Here is a 19,444-nt window from a genome sequence, read left to right as displayed (position 1 = left end):
ATAAATTGAATTGAAAAAATGCAGTTTTATTTTTTTTTGAAAACCATGTTGGTCAGCTTACAAATTGAAATGAGATTATTTTCCTCATCCGTAATTCTAATTTCCCATAAGTGTAACGTTCGTCCTTTATGAATGATTCTGGCTGTGCCAAAGACAGTTCCTTCCGTTTTGCTTCGCAGATGATTGGCAGAAATTTCAATGCCCCTCACCTCCTCTTCACGAGGATTCCCGATTACAATGGACGCGGCACTCCCGACACTTTCGGCGAGAGCCACTGTAGCGCCACCATGCAATAATCCCATGGGTTGGTGAACTCTTGAATTCACAGGCATTTTTGCAGTCAGAAAATCTTCCCCTGCATCAATATATTCAATACCCAATGTTTGCATCAATGTATTTTTAGCAAATTGATTGCACATGGTTAACACTTTTTCCTTGTCGAAACTCATTAAATTTTCGGGTTTATAAATTGAAAAACACGTTTAATTATGACCAATTTCATAACATGACAGAATAAATATATAATTTTTTTCGTTATCAGAGTAATTAATTTACAAATTGACTCGTTTTTCCTATTTTTACCAAAATTCAACCCTATGCGCAATTCTATTTTTATATTTCTTCTCGGGATTTTGCTTTCGATGACTTCCTGCAGGAAAGATTTTGAGTTTGAACCCAGTACAGGCGATTTAGAATTTTCCAGAGACACGGTCTACCTGGATACTGTATTCACCAACGTTGGATCCAGTACATACACCCTAAAAGTGTACAACAGAAGCAATAAGGATATCAATATCCCTAAGATCCAATTAGCCAAAGGAAACTCTTCAAAATACCGGATTACCGTCGATGGCATGGAAGGCTTAGATGAAGACAACAGCGGTTATGGTGACGGTAAAATTTTCAACAATGTCGAGCTTCTGGCCAAAGACAGCTTATATATATTCATCGAAACCACGGCAGAAATTACAGATGCCAATCCCACAGATTTTTTATACACCGATAATATCCAATTCGATTTAGGAAGCAATCTCCAGAAAGTGGAATTGGTTACCTTAATCCAGGATGCTGTTTTTTTATATCCGCAGAAGTATGTGGATCCCGTTACCCAGGCAGTAACCTATGAATCGTTAACAATAGGTGCCGACGAAATTTATGGATTTTATCTGGACGAAAGCGATCCCGTCCATGGTAATGAATTGGTAATGACGAATCAAAAACCCTATGTTATATATGGATATGCAGGTGTTCCCAGCGGAAAAACCTTGACCATTGACCCTGGCGCACGCATTCACTTCCACGCTGGTTCCGGAATTATTGTAGCAAATGGAGCTTCCATACAGGTTAATGGAGATATTTCTACTACCGATGCATTGGAAAATGAAGTCATTTTTGAAGGCGATCGTTTAGAACCTGATTTTTCGGATATTCCGGGACAATGGGGCACTATCTGGCTGACTTCGGGAAGTGTCAACAATCAATTTAATCATGCAACCATCAAAAATGCGGCCATAGGATTGTATATACAGGATTGTCCCGTTAGTATAAAAAACACTCAGATTTATGATTGTTCCAATTTTGGAATTTTGGCGCAGACCGCAACTATAACTGGCGAAAACATCGTTATCAATTCGGCCGGACAAGCTGCATTAGCCTGTACGCTGGGTGGTTCTTATGAATTCAAACATTGTACGTTCAACAATAACTGGCCAGGATCCAATCAGTTAGCGGTTCTTGTCGATAATTTTTATCTGGATGGAAACAATCAGTCCGTGGCATTCGATTTATTGCAGGCCAACTTTTTTAACTGTATCATTTATGGTTCCAATCAGGTCGAAATGCTGCTGAAAAAAAACGACACCAAACAATTCAATTATCTATTCAATAACTGTCTTGTAAAATTCAGTAGTACCAATCTGACGGCAACAGGAATGTATGATTTTGACACAGATACTGTTCATTACAACGCAATTTACAAAAATACCAATCCGTTGTTCGAGGATATAAATCACAATAAATTGAATATTGAAGCAGATTCACCCTCAGCCGGTAAAGGAAACTTAATTTATCTAGTGACTACTGATGTATTAGGAAATCCACGAACTTCCAACCCACCGGATTTAGGTGCTTACCAAAGCGCTCCTTTTCCGCTGTAATTTCAATTTTTCAAATCACAAAAAATCCATTTTAATTTCTAAAATGGATTTTTTGTGTTCTATACTATTGCAGAAATTGCAATCAAGAATATCATTATTCGATAAAGATTTCTTAACGCCAGACGCTTTCAAAACCTATACTTTTGCTTAGTGTTGAAAAACTATTTGCTTCATAATCAGTTTTTTGATAGATTTTTAGTACATTTAAAAACCAACCACCAAACTTACCACTTATGAAAAAATTCTACACTTTAGTATTACTGACGTTCTGCACAATAACAATTGCACAAATTCCTTCCGGCTATTACAATAATGCAACAGGCAGCGGTTACACCTTAAAAACACAATTGTATACTATCATTAAAGGACATACCGATCGTGGTTATAACGGTCTTTGGACAACCTACAGCACATCGGACAGGGACAACCAATATGAAAATGATAATACAATAATCGATCTCTATTCTGAAAACCCGACGGGAACAGATCCTTATACTTTTTTTTATTCGACAAGCCAATGTGGAACATACAGCGTTGAAGGCGATTGTTATAATAGAGAACATATGATTCCGCAATCCGTGTTTAATTCGCTTTCACCAATGGTTGCTGATGCACATTTTATACCTCCCACTGATGGAAAAGTAAACGGGATGCGGGCTAATTATCCCCACGGAATGGTCACTTCGCCTACATACACCTCACAAAACGGGGGTAAACTGGGTCCAAATTCCAACTCTGGAATTGCGGCGGGATACACCGGAACCGTTTTCGAACCAATAAATGAATTCAAAGGGGATATCGCCAGAATGTATTTTTATTTTGCCACCCGATATGAAAATACGGTTTCAGGTTATTCCTATGCCATGTTTGATGGCTCCAGCAATAAGGTTTTTACAACGCCATTTTTAAACATTCTTTTAGCCTGGAATACCCAGGATCCGGTGAGTGCAAGGGAAATTGCACGTAACAATGCGATTTATGCCCGTCAAAATAATCGTAATCCGTATATCGACCACCCGGAGTATGTACAAAAAGTGTGGAATCCCACCGCTGATACACAAGCACCAACCGCACCTGGAAGTTTAGTTTCAATATCCAAAACAACCTCCACGATTTCAATAAGCTGGAATACCTCGACAGATAATGTTGCGGTGACTGGTTATAACATATACGTAAACAGTGTTTTAAAAGCCACCGTAACAAGTTTATCTTACACCATAACAGGATTACTGTCATCCACTCCGTATTTCATTTATGTAAATGCAAAAGATGCTGTTGGAAACCTTTCAATATCCAGTAATACACTAACTGAAACAACTTCATCGGGGACAACAGCGACCGATTTGTTGTTTTCAGAATATATTGAAGGATCTTCAAATAATAAAGCATTGGAAATCGCCAATTTAACAGGCGGCGCAGTAAGTTTATCAATCTATAGCATAAAAAAACAAACCAATGGTGCCGGAGCATGGAGTACAGGATTAAGCTTGTCTGGGACCTTAAATAGCGGCAGTAAATTTACCATTGTCAATAGTCTAATGGCATCCAGTTGCTATGCGACCGGTTCTGCAAACATATCGACAGCCGCGGGAGAAATGACTTTTAATGGAAATGACGCCGTAGGTTTATTTAAAAACGGCATACTGATTGATATTATCGGAACCTTCAATGGTGGAACGGCAAACTTCTCGGCTGATGAAACATTAAGAAGAAAGTCCACGGTAACAGCACCAAGCACTACTTTTAATAAAGCCACGCAATGGGATGTATTTACATTAGATACCTGCAATAATTTAGGCAGTCGTCTCAGTGAAAATATAGAAGAAAATAATCTCTATTTCAATGATGTAAGAATATATCCCAACCCTTCCAATGGTAATTTCACTATTGATTTCGGAAAGGCTGACAGCGGTAGTTCCATCGAGATTTATTCATTATTTGGACAAAAAGTTTTTGAAAAGAACAATACTGATAATTCGTCACTTTCCCTTTCGAACCTGCAAAAAGGAATCTATTTATTAAGGGTCACCAAAGATTCAAAATCCATTACCAAAAAAATAATAATCAATTAACCAAAAAGCGGCAAATTGCCGCTTTTTTTAATTCGGAATTTAATCTTAAATGATTAAATTTGCAGCGCAACAATAACTACACACACAATGATTCATTTCTTCGGTAACCAAACCAAGACGGTTTTTGCAGTCCAAACGCAAAACCAAATTTCTACGGAAGACATTTCAAAATTAAACTGGCTTTTTGGCGACGCACATAAAATAGAAAAATCCGTATTAGCGGATTTTTTTGTTGGTCCACGTGTCACTATGATTACGCCATGGAGTACAAACGCTGTCGAAATTACTCAAAACATGGGAATTTCCGGAATCATCCGAATTGAAGAATTTCAAAAAGTAGCGGAAGATTTCAAGGATTTTGACCCGATGCTTTCGCAAAAATATTCCGAATTACATCAGGATATCTTTACCATCAACATCCAACCGGAAGCCATTTTGGACATTGAAGATATTGCAGCCTACAATACCAAAGAAGGTTTGGCCTTAAGCGATGAAGAAGTGGATTACCTTAATAATTTATCAACTAAGTTAGGACGAAAATTAACCGATTCAGAGGTTTTTGGTTTCTCTCAGGCCAATTCGGAACACTGCCGCCATAAAATTTTCAATGGAACTTTTATCATCGATGGCGAAGAAATGCCATCTTCCCTATTCAAATTAATTAAAAAAACATCTGCGGAAAACCCGAACAATATTGTTTCAGCTTATAAAGACAATGTGGCTTTTGTAAAAGGCCCTAGAGTACAACAATTTGCTCCCAAAAGTGCTGACAAACCAGATTTTTACGAAGTGAAAGACTTTGACTCGGTAATTTCATTAAAAGCGGAAACCCACAATTTCCCCACGACTGTCGAGCCATTCAACGGAGCGGCTACCGGTTCTGGTGGAGAAATTCGGGATCGTTTGGCTGGTGGACAAGGTTCTTTACCTTTGGCAGGAACAGCGGTTTATATGACTTCTTATTCCCGTCTGGACGAAAACAGGCCATGGGAAAAAGGAATGGACCAACGAAGATGGTTGTACCAGACTCCAATGGATATTTTAATCAAAGCCTCAAACGGAGCTTCTGATTTCGGAAATAAATTTGGACAGCCGTTAATTACAGGTTCCATCCTGACATTCGAGCATGAAGAAAAGGGCCGGAAATTAGGTTTCGATAAAGTGATTATGCAAGCCGGAGGAATCGGCTTTGGAAAAGAAGATCAAGCTATTAAGAAAAAACCACAGACAGGAGATAAAATTGTTATCCTTGGTGGTGAAAATTATAGAATCGGGATGGGTGGCGCTGCAGTTTCCTCTGCGGATACCGGAGCTTTCAGTTCGGGAATTGAATTGAATGCCATCCAACGCTCAAACCCTGAAATGCAAAAACGTGCTGCCAATGCCATTCGTGGTTTGGTGGAAAGCGATATAAATCCAATTGTTTCGATTCACGATCACGGTGCGGGAGGACATTTAAACTGTCTTTCGGAATTGGTGGAAGATACGGGAGGTTTAATCAATCTAGACAATTTACCTGTTGGAGACACTACCCTTTCCGCCAAGGAAATCATCGGAAACGAATCCCAGGAACGAATGGGATTAGTCATTGGACAAAAAGACATTGACACTTTACAGCGGATTGCCGATAGAGAGCGCTCCCCGATGTATCAGGTGGGAGATGTTACCGGAGATCATCGTTTTACATTTGAATCAAAAACTACCGGTGCCAAACCTATGGACTTTGCTTTGGAAGACTTTTTTGGAAGTTCACCTAAAGTAGTAATGACAGATAAAACCATCGATAGAAAGTATGCTGATTTAGAATATAGCATCAGAAATATTTCAACATATTTAGAGCAAGTACTACAATTAGAAGCTGTGGCCTGTAAAGACTGGCTGACCAATAAAGTGGACCGTTGTGTTGGTGGAAAAGTAGCCAAACAACAATGCGCCGGGCCTTTACAATTGCCTTTGAACAATTGTGGTGTAATGGCATTGGATTATTTAGGAAAAGAAGGAATTGCCACATCAATCGGACATTCGCCAGTTGCGGCGTTGATTGATCCTGTTGCAGGAAGCAGGACCGCTATTGCTGAGGCATTGTCCAATATTATCTGGGCACCCATAAAAGATGGCTTGAACGGAATTTCCCTGTCAGCCAACTGGATGTGGGCCTGTAAAAATGAAGGCGAAGATGCACGTTTATACCAGGCAGTAAAAAGCTGCTCTGATTTTGCAATCGAATTAGGAATCAATATCCCGACGGGTAAGGATTCGCTTTCGATGAAACAGAAATATCCAAACGAAGAAGTGATTGCACCGGGAACGGTAATTATTTCGGCGGCCGGAAACTGTACTGACATTCAAAAAGTAGTAGAGCCTGTTTTACAAAGAGACGGTGGCTCTATTTATTATATCAATCTGTCACAAGATGCTTTTAAATTAGGTGGTTCATCGTTTGCGCAAACATTGAATGTTATTGGAAATGAGGCACCAACGATTAAAGATTCAGCTTTTTTCAAAAGAGCATTCAATACGATTCAGGAATTAATTCTGGAAAACAACATCGTTGCCGGACACGATATCGGAAGTGGTGGATTGATTACCACTTTATTGGAAATGTGTTTTGCCGATGTGAATTTGGGTGCCAAAATTGATTTCTCGGTTTTGGAAGAAAAAGACATTATCAAATACCTTTTTGCTGAAAATATCGGGATTGTTTTCCAGGCGAAAACTGATGCTGCGGTGGAATCAAAATTAAAAACCAATAACGTTTCTTTCCATAAATTAGGAATAGTTACCAATGAAGCTGTTTTAGATTTTGGACCATGTAAATTAGACATTCCAAAATACAGGGATATTTGGTTTAAAACCTCCTTCCTATTAGACCAAAAGCAATCTAAAAACGGAATGGCTCAAGAGCGTTTCGACAATTATAAAAACCAACCATTAGAGTTTATTTTCCCGGCACACTTTACCGGTAATAAGCCTGTATTGGATGAGATTGCTTCGGGCACTCGCAATGACAGACCAAAAGCAGCCATCATCCGTGAAAAAGGAAGTAATTCCGAGCGTGAAATGGCCAATGCGATGTACTTGGCCGGTTTTGATGTCAAAGATGTGCACATGACCGATTTGATTTCGGGACGTGAAACTTTGGAAGACATTCAGTTTATTGGTGCAGTCGGAGGATTCTCCAATTCAGATGTTTTAGGGTCGGCCAAAGGTTGGGCGGGAGCGTTTTTATACAATGAAAAAGCTAAAACAGCATTGGATAATTTCTTTAAAAGAGAAGATACACTATCTGTCGGAATTTGTAATGGGTGCCAATTGTTTATTGAATTGGGATTAATCAATCCGGAGCACGAACAAAAACCAAAAATGCTTCATAACGACAGTAATAAACACGAAAGTATTTTTACTTCTGTAAAAGTGCAGGAAAACAAGTCGGTGATGTTATCGAGTCTTGCCGGAGCGACACTTGGAGTTTGGGTTTCGCATGGTGAAGGAAAGTTTGAATTGCCATTAGGGGAAGAAAATTACAACATTGTTTCTAAATATGCATACGATGGCTATCCTGCCAATCCGAATGGTTCACATTTTGATGTGGCGATGCTTTGCGATACGACAGGACGTCACTTAGTGATGATGCCACATATTGAACGCTCTACTTTCCAATGGAACTGGGCTCATTATCCGAAAGACCGAAATGATGAAGTTTCACCTTGGCACGAAGCTTTTGTGAATGCCAGAAAATGGATTGAAAAAGTATAAGACTATTAAATTGATAAAAGCGCTCTATTAAAGGAGCGCTTTTATTTTATGATTTATTCACAATAAAAATTCACAGTTTTATAAAGTTCTTCAACATCTACAGGCTTACTCAGCACCTTTTTGATTTTTGAAGCTGTAAATAACTCTTTGTTGACATCTTCCGAGATAGCTGTTAAGGCAACAATTGGAATATCCGGTTTGAATTTCGAAATGTAGTCTGACGCTTCAAAACCATCCATAATGGGCATCATGATATCCATCAAAATCAAGCAATAGTCATTCTCCTTCACGATATTACAGGCTTCAAATCCGTTGTTGGCCACATCACACACATAGCCTTTTTTAGTAATAATCTGTTTTGTGATTAGCTGATTTATTTTATTGTCTTCTACTAATAGAATTTTAATTTTTGAAGGGTCCTTTATTTTTTTAGGTTCTGATAGTGTTTCAAATTTTTCATTTTCATGGTAATTTTCAAAATCTAATGAGAAAGAAATCTTGGTACCTTTATCAGGCACGGAATCTATTGAAATGGTTTTATTAAATAAAGCCAGGGTTTTTTTAACCAAAGTCAGTCCCAAACCACTTCCTCCATATTCATAATTAATTTTTTCAGAACCCTGGATAAACAAGTCAAATATTTTATCCTTAATTTCGGGGGCGATGCCAATACCGGTATCACTGATTATGAATTGGATTTCCGTTCTATTTTCATTTACCAGCATTTTTTTAACTTCCACAATAACATTCCCGTTTTTTGAAAACTTGAAGGCATTGTCAATTAAACTAAACAAAACCTGATACAGTTTGGCTTGGTCTAATAAAAGTTTATCTGGTATTTCATTATCAAACAGCAGCGAACTACTGTTATTATTATTCCTGTTTTTTTTAACTGAGGCCAGAATTTTTGAAATTAATTCCCTTAATGAGACAATATCCTTTTTAGGTATGTAATCGTTATCAAAAGTATCTAATACATTAATCTCAATGATATTCCCAGACAAATTATAAAGGTTTTGAACCGAAGCTTGTAACTGATCTATGTTTTTTTCATAATTGGTTTTGTCTTCTTTCATTAAATAAAGAAGTCCGTTTAATGTATAAATAGGTGTTCGCAATTCATGTGAAATGGTATCTAATAATTTCTTTTTAATGTTTAACGCATCTTCAAGTTCGGAATTGGCTTTATATAGCAGTGCATTCTTCTCTTTTAATAAATGATTAATGGAGCTTTTAAATTTAGCATTACGATATTGAAAGTATGACAGTATTATTAAACTGATAATCGTTATTAAACAAAGTGCAAGCAAGTAATTTTTGTACTTTAGATTTTCATTTATAAGTTCGTTTTGCTTTATTACCGACTGAAATTCAATATTTTGAACCTCCAATTCCCTTTTTTGATTTAAGGATTTATTCAGTTTTACCACCCTGTACACCAAACGTTTTTTAAAATAGTCATTGGCAATTTTTAAATTGATTGCTGCTTCTTTATAATTTTTTTCTTTTTGATACAATTCTCCTAAAATCAGATAATAACGGGATTTCAGTAAAAAATCATCATCGTGATGTAAAAAGACATTTGATTTTTTTACCGTATTTAAATATTGCAAGGCTTTTTCATACTGATTTAGATTGTAATAGCTTTCAGCAATAATCAAATCTATTTCCGGTTGATCCGAATCTCCTCCGGTTTCTTCATTAATCTTTAAAAACTTGAAGGAATTCAGCAAAGTACGATTCCAATCTTGTTTGTTTAAATATAAAAGTGTCAGATTATAATACAAATCGACCTGTTTTTCTTTTGGAGCATATTTGGTTAGATATATTTCAGATAAGAGTGTGTATTTTTCATCTAAAGCAGTCATTCCCTGTGCATTATAAAATACTGCCAAATGTTCATAATATTCCCCCCGAATACTATTATTGCTATGCTTTTCTAATACTTTACCAGTTTTATCTAATGTTCTTTTGCTCGAATTATAGTCGTATTGTGTTATATGGAAATAAGAAATTTCTAAATACAGGTATAAAAGCTGGTCGTATTTTTTTTGAGAGATTAACTTTTTTTCTAATTTATTTATGATTTGGGTTCCTTGTTCATACAATTCATAATTATTCTGTGAAATCAGCTTTTTAGCTTTTTCAAATTCCCTTAAAACAGTACTATCAATGGCAGATTGTTGTGGAATGGCAAAGGAAGGCGTAATAAAAAAAAAGCATAGGCACAGTAAACACAATATTGAAGCTATAAAGCCTTTGTTTCCTATGAAATCATTACCTACTATATGGATGCGTTTCACAATTCAGTTAAATTAGTTTTTAATGAATTTACAACAATAATCACTTTTAATCAAATAATCCCGAAGCTATTAAATTTCAAACTGTTACAAAAACTAGATTCAAATTACGATGTAGGATGGGATCAGGACCCAGATGCAGAATTTTTTCACAATAAAACCTCAAACCGTGCGGTTATGTAACAACATATTAGCGCTAAATTTCCTGATTTTTTTGCACAATAAAAAAGAGGACTAAGTCCTCTCTATATATTATCAATTTTTTTGCTTGGTGAATTTTACAATTAAACAGTTTCAAATTCCATGTGATCCAAGGTTTCTATCGCTTCATTAACTTCAAGTTTAGAGGCTTTGAGTGCATTAAACTTTTCTAATTGCTCCAGTTCACCATCTTCACCAGAAAAATAAGGAAAAACATCCATGATCGGAGATTCCGAAATAGCAGGAATAGAATATTCACCCATGGTATTTTTCATTATAGTAACAGTGTTATCAAAAGCTTCTTTTACGTCGTTGGCCTGCACTAAAAAATACATATTCGATTTTCGTTCTTTGCCAGTTTCTTCATCATAAGCCAATAAGGAAATTTTTGATTTAAACCAACGGTCAGTATTTTCAAAAGGATGTATTTCCGCGTAGTTTGCTACTTTTATATTGGTGATTTTAAATTCTTCACTAATATAAGCTTTCATTTCTTCATTAATCCTACTTTCAGCTTCTGTATAAGATAACGCATCTACCAAATAAGGTTCTGTCGTAATTTTTTGTCCTCCAGTATCATCCGTTTTTCTATATTTTACTTTACATTCATACCACATAGTGCTCATATTTTTTTTAAGGATGTCAAAGATAGATTTTAAAGGAACTGAAATCTACAATTCATAAAATAGATATTCACAATTTCGAATGCTGATTTAAATATAATAATTACAATAAAAATTCTATTTAGCAATAATTTAGAAATCTAATCAATGGGTATCAAGCTCGTGTACCTTTTCGTTGGTCATAGACGGAAGGCTGGAAAACCTCTATGTTCTTGATGCCATTATGCCAGCCTATCCATTAGCTAACTATTACTAAATAGAATTATTGAAAATTATAAACAATGCCCATTTTATTTAGCCAGAAGTGATTCGCTATAGTAAGCAATTTCGTCAACAATCAGTCCGCTGTCATTAAAAGTGTCTATAAAAAGTATTGGTAAGACGATTTTTTTATTATCGGCTTTTCGGGTGAGTCTCATATTCCACCAAGACTGCACCACTTTTTGATTCCCTAAATCATAATTCAGATAATCCGGATAACCAACCACATCGATACTTGTAATATCATATTTTTCGAACATTATTTTGTCCATTTCTTTCATCTGATCCAATGTCAGACTCTTTTCATCAACAGCCATATTACAACTTCTGAATTGGGCATTCTTATCATAAAAACTATAGGCTTTTTTAAAATCCTTATTTTCAAAAGCATGAATCATTAACCTTACTTTATTGATATATTCATGATTGTTGTAGATTACACCATTTTTCCGTTCGGTATAACTATTACCAATTTCTTCCATAGCTCCGGGATCAGCATAATTGATCATCGTTTTAATTTTATTGTCCTTATTATTAACAATAAACAATCTGTGAATCGGCATATCCAATGATACTCCGGTTTTATTATGTATTCCTTTCAAATGATCCCAAGTTTGAACCCAAGTCACATCGTCATTTTTACCGTCTTTATATTCAATTGCATCCGGATATGCACCTTCGGAGCGCTTTAGACTTACATAATCGAAATTGTTTTTCCAGGATCTGACTTGACTTATAAATTGTTTCTTATCTCTTCCTTTATCTTCCTTATTCGTATTCGATCCATAATACGCTTTAAAATCATCTGTCAAAAAACTCGCCACCTTAACAGAGTCGCCCTTTATAAAGGCTTGCTGCATCGCTTCCACTGCAATAATTGCAGGATGTTCCACATAAATAGTCCCATTGACTTTTTTTTGTCCGTAAGTGATGCAAGCCCAAACCATCATCACAATGAATAATGCTCTTTTCATCTTGAATAAATTTATTGTTAATAATACTACAAATTTACGAAATTACAAATTCAACAGATTGTAAATCAACAGATAAGATTTAAAAAAAATAAAAAGCTTCAGTCAATTAAAAAACTCATCCGTAAAAGAATGAGGTCTTGTAGGAGTTTAATAATGGAAAGTTTACCAAGGAATAGGATTGTAATCTTTTAAGAATTTTCCGCACCAGTGTTTTCCTGTATTAATACCATCAAATAAAGGGTCCATAACCCGCGCTGCGCCATCGACAATATCTAATGGCGGTTGAAAATCTTCCAATTCCTGCTTCCTTTGGGCCAATTCTGCCGGATCTTCATCAGTAACCCAACCGGTGTCGACTGCATTCATAAAAATACCATCTTTCGCCAAAGTACCTGAAGCTGTATGCGTTAACATGTTCAGCGCCGCTTTGGCCATATTGGTATGAGGGTGACGGTCTTCCTTAAAATCCCGATAGAACTTCCCTTCCATAGCCGAAACGTTGATGATGTGTTTTTTTCCGGTATTGTCTTTCTTCATTACTTCTGAAAGTCGGTTACACAATACAAACGGCGCTACTGAATTTACAAGTTGCACCTCTATCATTTCAGTAGTTTCTATTTGTCCGAGCTTTAAACGCCAACTATTTGTCTTTCTTAAATCTACCTGTTGTAAATCGGCATCCAATTCTCCTTCCGGAAAAACTTCCTTTGAAACCAACGCATTGTCAAAACTATAAGGAATCTGAGACAACTTTGCAGAAGCTCTTAATCCAATTCCCGGTTCCGGACCATGCCAGGTCACAGGCATATTCTGATTGGACGAAACTCCCGTGGTCAATGCTTTCAATTCCTGTAAACAATCAGTATGGTCCAGCAATAGATCCTGTGCCTGTTTGGGTAAAGAGGCAATTGGACGTTCTTCGTTTTCCATCAAATGGGTATAGAATCCGGCTGGACGCCTAACAGTTTGTGCCGCATTATTGATAAGGATATCCAAACGCTGGTATTTCTGTTCTATGAAATTACAGAATATCTCCACACTCGGGATGTGTCTTAAATCCAATCCATGAATCTTTAGGCGATGTCCCCATTCGGAGAAATCTTCCTCCTTCGAAAAACGCAATGCGGAGTCAACCGGGAAACGGGTTGTGGCTATCACACTTGCTCCTCCACGTAAAAGCATCAACGTAATATGGTATCCTATTTTTAAGCGAGAACCGGTTATGACAGCTATTTGTCCTTTTACATCTGCAGTCTGAAAACGTTTGGCATAATTAAAATTACCACAATCAGTACACATCGTATCGTAGAAGTGATGCATTTTTGTGAATCCTGTTTTACAGATATAGCAATTTCGGGGATTTTCTAATTCCAATTGTTCTTTATTTGCCAAGTCGGCCATTGCCAACAATTTTGGAGCCACAAATACACTTGCTTCTCGTGCGTAGCGTATTCCCGTTTCTTTACGGGCGGTTCTGTCTTTCTTTTCCTGTTTGCGTTTGGCGACTGCCTTTCCGTCTTTTTTTCTACGCGAAAGTTCATCACGGTCCGGTCTTGAAAATATTCCTGCTGCTTTAATTAAAGCAGTTCTTTGTTCTTTCGGAATATCAAATATTTGATCCGTGTCATTAACCAATTGTGTCAATAATGCGATGCACTTGTCGATTTCTTCCGAAGCAATCGCGTTTTTAGTATCTATTTCCATCTTCTCCATCATAAAAACTTATATCGATCTTGGCGTAAATTCCAAGATTGCAAATATAGTTTTAATAATTTGGCTAAAATTCCCCTCGTTCAGATTTTTAAGGCAACTATAGAACTAAAAAAACTCATAATCGCTTATGAGTTTTTAATATGTTATATGAAAATTATTTCTTTTCTGCTGCCAATTGCTTTCGGGACTTGTAGGCTTTCAAATATTCTCCTTTCGGAGTTCCGTCATCAAAAGAGCTCCATTTCAGTAATGTCCTCACGCCTTTTCGAGCTTCGTCATTGGTGAAATTTTCGTACTCAACCCTATATATTGCCGAATACATTTCGGCCCGACCGATACCGTGATAACAGTGAATTAAAACCGGATAATTGTCTTTGTTGTCCATGATCTTAAAAAACGTATCCAGATTTTCTTGTTTTGGAACCTGATCGGAACCATTATTAAAATAATTCACACCGTCAATTTTGGCTATTGCTTCTTGCTCCGCCGTTAATTCTTTAGGAATTTCAGGGTTGTTAACCAAATCATTCGTACCGGGAAAACGCAAATCAACAATGGACTTGATATGGTACTTTTTTACATAATCGGCAATTTCATCCGGCGGAATAACACCAGATTTATAGACTTTGCCTTCGGTAATGGTTTCAAAATTGTGGTTGATGTTCATATCATAAACATACTTCCCCACCAATACCAATACAATTGCAAGTATTGAAAAACCAATTATTTTTTTATTCTTACTCATAATATCGAAAATTATTCGGCGCAAATTTACAATTAATTACTTAACATACAGCTTTTTATCCACAACTCTATTCATATAGTCCTGAATGAATGCTTTGCAGTTTAATTCCAATTCATTCATCTCTTGGTTTCTGGCTTTTATGAGGTTATTTTTCAATCCCTTATCATTCTTCTCATAAAAACCTAAGGCGTTCTTACCATCAAAAGTACAAATGTAATTGCCTTTTGAAAATTGGTAAATAGTTCCGGTCGAATTCATGACAAAAGGCGCACTGGATTTTTTATCCAATAGACTTCGGCCCCAACTCCTGAATGGCTTCTGATAACCAATCATATCCAAAATAGTCGGATATATATCAATCTGTTGTGCCAAATCATCATCCACACCCACATATTTACTATTTGGTTTGTAAATCAGAATTGGAACTGCAAAACGGTTTATCGGCTTTTGAAATTCATCATATAACGTCTGGTTTCCATGATCGGCAACCAAAACAAAAATCGTATTGGAAAACCACGGAGATTTTTTGGCTTCATTAAAAAAGCGTTTTAATGCAAAATCAGTATATTCCACACACTTGTGTATTGGAAGTTCCCCTTCATGAAAGGTATTTTTATATTTTTCCGGAATGATGTAAGGTTCGTGTGATGAAACTGTAAAAACCGTAGCGAAAAAAGGTGATTTCTTAGTATCGAGCGTTTTTTTCATGTACTGAAGAAAGGGCTCGTCCCAGATTCCCCAAAAACCATCAAATTCCGAATCATCATTGAATTCCGTTCTTCCGTAATAATTGTCAATCCCAAGAATATTACCAAATCCCAAAAATCCCATAGAACCATTAGCGGCCCCATGAAAAAAGGACGTATTATAGCCTTCGCTTTCTAACGTGGAAACCAGCGATTCAATTTTTTGCTTAGGATAAGGTGATGATGTAAAGGCATCCTTGAAAGCCGGAATTCCTGCTAATATGGAGGACATCCCGTGGATGGATTGTCGGCCGTTGCTGTATGCATTGGTATAAATCATGCTGTGTTGTGACAACGAATCCAAAAATGGCGCATGGCTTTTATAATTAGGGATGCCCGCCTTTTTATTAAAAGCGCCGATATATTCCCGTCCGTAACTTTCAATAATTAAAACCACCACATTTGGTTTCGTAACCGGATTATTGTGGTATTCTTTTATCGGCTGAACCTTACTGGAAATTACCTGTTCATTGATATCCGGATAATTAGGTTTTATGAAACTGTTGCTTGATATGGTCCTGATAATGGCAAAAGGCGTATTCAGTACAATGTCCGAATGCACAATATTTTTTACATGTCGGCTGGCATCCAGAATATTGATAGGCCTTGTTGATTTTTTGAAATCCCCACCCCGGATTCCTCCAATGATTAGGACTGCAATAACCAGAAAACCTAACATGGAAAATCCAAAGTAGTGTAATTTTTTATCTGGTTGGGAAACCTTAACAATAACTCTTTTATACAGGAAAACCCACAATATGCAAGTCAGAATAAATAGGATGAACACATGCCAGTAATTCACTAAAAAACTTAAAAACAAGGTCGTTTTATTGGTTTCGTGTTCCAAAACATTCAGCGCCACAATTGTGGTCCGTGCAAAAGTATATTTGTAATATATAAAGTCAATAAAATTGGTGGAATAGGCCAATAAATTGGTACTGAAATAAAGATAATATAGAAACTTTTGATATCCAACAGTAGTATTTTTAATAAACGGAAGAATGGAACAAACAATAAATAATAAATTGACATACAAGATTGCGGTCGTATCGAAAGCTAAGCCATAATAACATAGTGAAAGGAAATCCATAACCGAATCCACTTTCAATAGATCCATATTGTAAAAATAAAAGAGAATACGGGAAATAAAGTAAAAAAGATAAACTAACAACAACCTAAAAGACAATGCTTTATATTCATCTAACCGAAGATGCTTTTTCATTTCAATACAATTTAAAAATCAATTTGTGCAAATATATTACATTAAGAAGAGGAGTCCGTTAAAATTAAATCAAATAAATCTTTTACTGGGGCTAAAAAAGGTGCAAATATTTTCTGAATTAATTCCAAGCTATAATTGTCGAATAATTAATTATTACTTAATTTGCAACAAACTAATGCCATACCACAATGACCGAAATAACGCGCTTATTTGATTTTCCTTATTACCAGAAAGAGAATTTCAATATTCCTGATGCTTTAGTAACAAAATATGACGGGATATGGGTAAAGACTTCTACTGAGGAATACATCGCAAAAGCGAATGCCATTTCCAGGGCGCTACTGCGTCTGGGTGTTCAAAAAGATGATAAAATTGCGGTCATTTCATCCAATAACAGAACCGAATGGAATATTATGGACATCGGGGTATTGCAAACCGGCGCTCAGAATGTTCCCATTTACCCCACTATTTCAGAAGAAGATTATGAATATATCCTGAACCATAGTGGCGCCATTTATTGTTTTGTATCCGATGCTGAAGTTTTCCGAAAAATCAGCCTTATCCGAAACAATGTTCCTAATTTAAAAGAAGTGTATTCGTTCCACGAAATTCCAAACTGTAAAAATTGGACGGAATTATTGACTTTAGGTGCCGATACCAGTAATCAGAATACGGTTGAAGAAAGAAAAAATAACGTTAGAACCGAAGATTTAGCCACCATAATCTATACTTCCGGAACCACCGGAAGACCAAAAGGCGTAATGCTTTCCCATAGAAATATAGTTTCTAATGTATTGGACAGTGCGCCCAGAATTCCATTTGCCGCAGGAGCCAGCCGGGCGTTAAGCTTCCTACCTATATGTCATATCTTTGAAAGAATGATTTTATATTTATACCAGTATTATGGTGTATCCGTATATTTTGGCGAATCCATGGAGAAAATCAGCGAGAACATCAAAGAGGTAAAACCTACTGTGATGACGGCTGTTCCAAGACTTTTGGAAAAAGTATATGACAAAATCTATGCGAAAGGAACCGAATTAACCGGAATCAAAAAGAAACTGTTCTTTTGGGCCATTAATTTGGGATTGAAATATGAACCTTACGGGGCTAATGGCGCTTTGTATGAATTCCAACTCAAAATTGCACGTAAACTCATTTTCAGTAAATGGAAAGAAGGCCTTGGTGGCAATCTTGATTTGATGGTTTCAGGTAGTGCCGCTTTACAGCCAAGATTGGCCCGCGTTTTTGCTGCTGCAGAAATCCCTGTAATGGAAGGCTATGGCTTAAGCGAGACCTCTCCTGTTATTTCTGTAAACGATATGAGAAACAGGGGCTTCAAAGTGGGTACCGTCGGTAAAGTAATTGATAACGTCGAAGTGAAAATTGCTCCCGATGGCGAAATTCTCTGTAAAGGCCCGAATGTTATGATGGGTTATTATAAGGAAGAAGAAAAGACTGCTGAAGCATTGCAAAACGGATATTTTCACACAGGAGATATCGGAGAATTTGACGAGGATGGCTTCCTTAAAATAACGGACCGTAAGAAAGAAATGTTTAAAACATCCGGCGGAAAGTACATCGCACCACAGCTGATTGAAAATACGATGAAGCAATCCCGTTTTATTGAACAAATAATCGTTATAGGTGATGGAGAAAAAATGCCTGCCGCTTTCATCCAGCCAAGTTTTGACTTCCTGAAAGAATGGGGACATCTCCATAAAATCGAAATCGGTACTACCAATGAGGATATCATAGCAAATCCCACTGTTATTGAACGAATTCAGCAGGAAATTGACACCTTAAATGAAAAATTCGGTAATTGGGAAAGAATAAAACGTTTTGAACTGACTCCGGACATTTGGTCTATCGAAGGTGGACACCTCACTCCTACCCTAAAACTGAAACGAAAAGTAGTGATGGAAAAATACAAAAATTTGTATTCCAAAATATACGGTTAATAGTCAACTCCTCGTTTGAGGAGTTTTTTTTTGCTTTTTAGTGATATAAATCATCTCATCTTTAAAAAAAATAATATAAGTATTCCTGAATTCTTCAAACGACTCGTCTAGTTTTAAAGCTATTTTATGCTTCACTTAACAAAAAAATAATTTTAATTTATTATGCGTGCATAATATTTTTTATTATATTTGGTATTCAGATTATCAGATATGAAAGATAAAACTATAGATTATATATTAAGAGCAACCTGGCAAGCAATTTCACGAATGTATAACGAAGAAGCTTCTAAATATGGCGCTACAATGGCCACCGGTTTTGCCTTATTGAGTATCGACAAAGACAAAGGAACTCCTTCTACAGCTCTGGGCCCGAAAATGGGAATGGAAGCGACCAGCCTAACCCGAACCTTGAAATCCATGGAAGACAAAGGATTGGTCTTCCGGAAAAAAAATCCTGATGATGGCCGCGGTGTACTGATTTACCTCACCGAATTCGGAAAAGAAAAAAGAGATTTGTCCAAAAACACCGTGCTGAAATTTAACGAAACCGTCAAACAGCATATTACAGATGAAAAACTCCAACACTTTATAGAAGTTTCGGAAATTATCAATGAATTAATTCAAGAAAAAAATATTTTTAACCAACCCGAAAAAAATAAAAATGACATCGCCATAAATCAAAAAAACAATCAATAATTTATGATTGGCGATACC

12 protein-coding genes are annotated in these 19,444 nt (G+C 36.5%); 5 read left to right on the top strand and 7 right to left on the bottom strand.

The genetic code is table 11. The features are described from left to right. Positions 1-26: 26 nt before the first annotated feature. Complete coding sequence (locus tag FNW07_RS09785) at positions 27-449, bottom strand: PaaI family thioesterase (RefSeq protein WP_126742581.1); 423 nt, start codon at positions 447-449, stop codon at positions 27-29. Between the two features lie 147 nt (positions 450-596). Between FNW07_RS09785 and FNW07_RS09780 the strand changes: the two genes are divergently transcribed. The 3 genes from FNW07_RS09780 to purL all read left to right on the top strand — a co-directional run bounded on the left by FNW07_RS09780 (position 597) and on the right by purL (position 7,984). Then, the gene (locus tag FNW07_RS09780; protein ID WP_126742583.1) at positions 597-2,156 is read left to right on the top strand and encodes a hypothetical protein; all 1,560 of its coding nucleotides are present in this window, start codon (positions 597-599) and stop codon (positions 2,154-2,156) included. Between the two features lie 233 nt (positions 2,157-2,389). Then, entirely contained in the window at positions 2,390-4,228 is a 1,839-nt protein-coding gene (locus FNW07_RS09775) for an endonuclease (protein ID WP_126742585.1), read from the top strand. A gap of 87 nt (positions 4,229-4,315) precedes the next feature. Then, entirely contained in the window at positions 4,316-7,984 is a 3,669-nt protein-coding gene (gene purL / locus FNW07_RS09770) for a phosphoribosylformylglycinamidine synthase (RefSeq protein ID WP_126742587.1), read from the top strand. A gap of 53 nt (positions 7,985-8,037) precedes the next feature. Here the strand turns inward: purL and FNW07_RS09765 are convergent, their stop codons facing one another. From FNW07_RS09765 to FNW07_RS09740, 6 genes are all read right to left on the bottom strand, one after another. Then, positions 8,038-10,287: a response regulator gene (locus FNW07_RS09765; protein WP_126742588.1), complete on the bottom strand. Its 2,250-nt coding sequence runs from the start codon at positions 10,285-10,287 to the stop codon at positions 8,038-8,040. Between the two features lie 281 nt (positions 10,288-10,568). Next, a complete protein-coding gene (locus tag FNW07_RS09760; protein WP_126742590.1) occupies positions 10,569-11,111 on the bottom strand; it encodes a DUF4494 domain-containing protein in 543 nt (180 codons plus the stop codon). Between the two features lie 287 nt (positions 11,112-11,398). After that, the gene (locus FNW07_RS09755; RefSeq protein WP_126742592.1) at positions 11,399-12,343 is read right to left on the bottom strand and encodes a nuclear transport factor 2 family protein; all 945 of its coding nucleotides are present in this window, start codon (positions 12,341-12,343) and stop codon (positions 11,399-11,401) included. 162 nt (positions 12,344-12,505) lie between these two features. Further along, positions 12,506-14,056 (bottom strand): SDR family NAD(P)-dependent oxidoreductase, encoded by a 1,551-nt coding sequence (locus FNW07_RS09750; protein WP_126742823.1) that lies wholly within the window; start codon positions 14,054-14,056, stop codon positions 12,506-12,508. Positions 14,057-14,210: 154 nt separating this feature from the next. After that, entirely contained in the window at positions 14,211-14,801 is a 591-nt protein-coding gene (locus tag FNW07_RS09745; RefSeq protein WP_126742594.1) for a dual specificity protein phosphatase family protein, read from the bottom strand. 36 nt (positions 14,802-14,837) lie between these two features. Next, the gene (locus tag FNW07_RS09740; RefSeq protein ID WP_126742596.1) at positions 14,838-16,769 is read right to left on the bottom strand and encodes an LTA synthase family protein; all 1,932 of its coding nucleotides are present in this window, start codon (positions 16,767-16,769) and stop codon (positions 14,838-14,840) included. A gap of 188 nt (positions 16,770-16,957) precedes the next feature. Between FNW07_RS09740 and FNW07_RS09735 the strand changes: the two genes are divergently transcribed. Further along, a complete protein-coding gene (locus FNW07_RS09735; RefSeq protein WP_126742598.1) occupies positions 16,958-18,730 on the top strand; it encodes a long-chain fatty acid--CoA ligase in 1,773 nt (590 codons plus the stop codon). 210 nt (positions 18,731-18,940) lie between these two features. Then, entirely contained in the window at positions 18,941-19,426 is a 486-nt protein-coding gene (locus FNW07_RS09730) for a MarR family winged helix-turn-helix transcriptional regulator (RefSeq protein ID WP_126742599.1), read from the top strand. Positions 19,427-19,444: the final 18 nt, after the last annotated feature.

It is taken from the genome of Flavobacterium sp. GT3R68 (assembly GCF_007109225.1).
Lineage (GTDB): Bacteria > Bacteroidota > Bacteroidia > Flavobacteriales > Flavobacteriaceae > Flavobacterium.
This window is presented reverse-complemented; position numbering and strand designations above follow the sequence as displayed.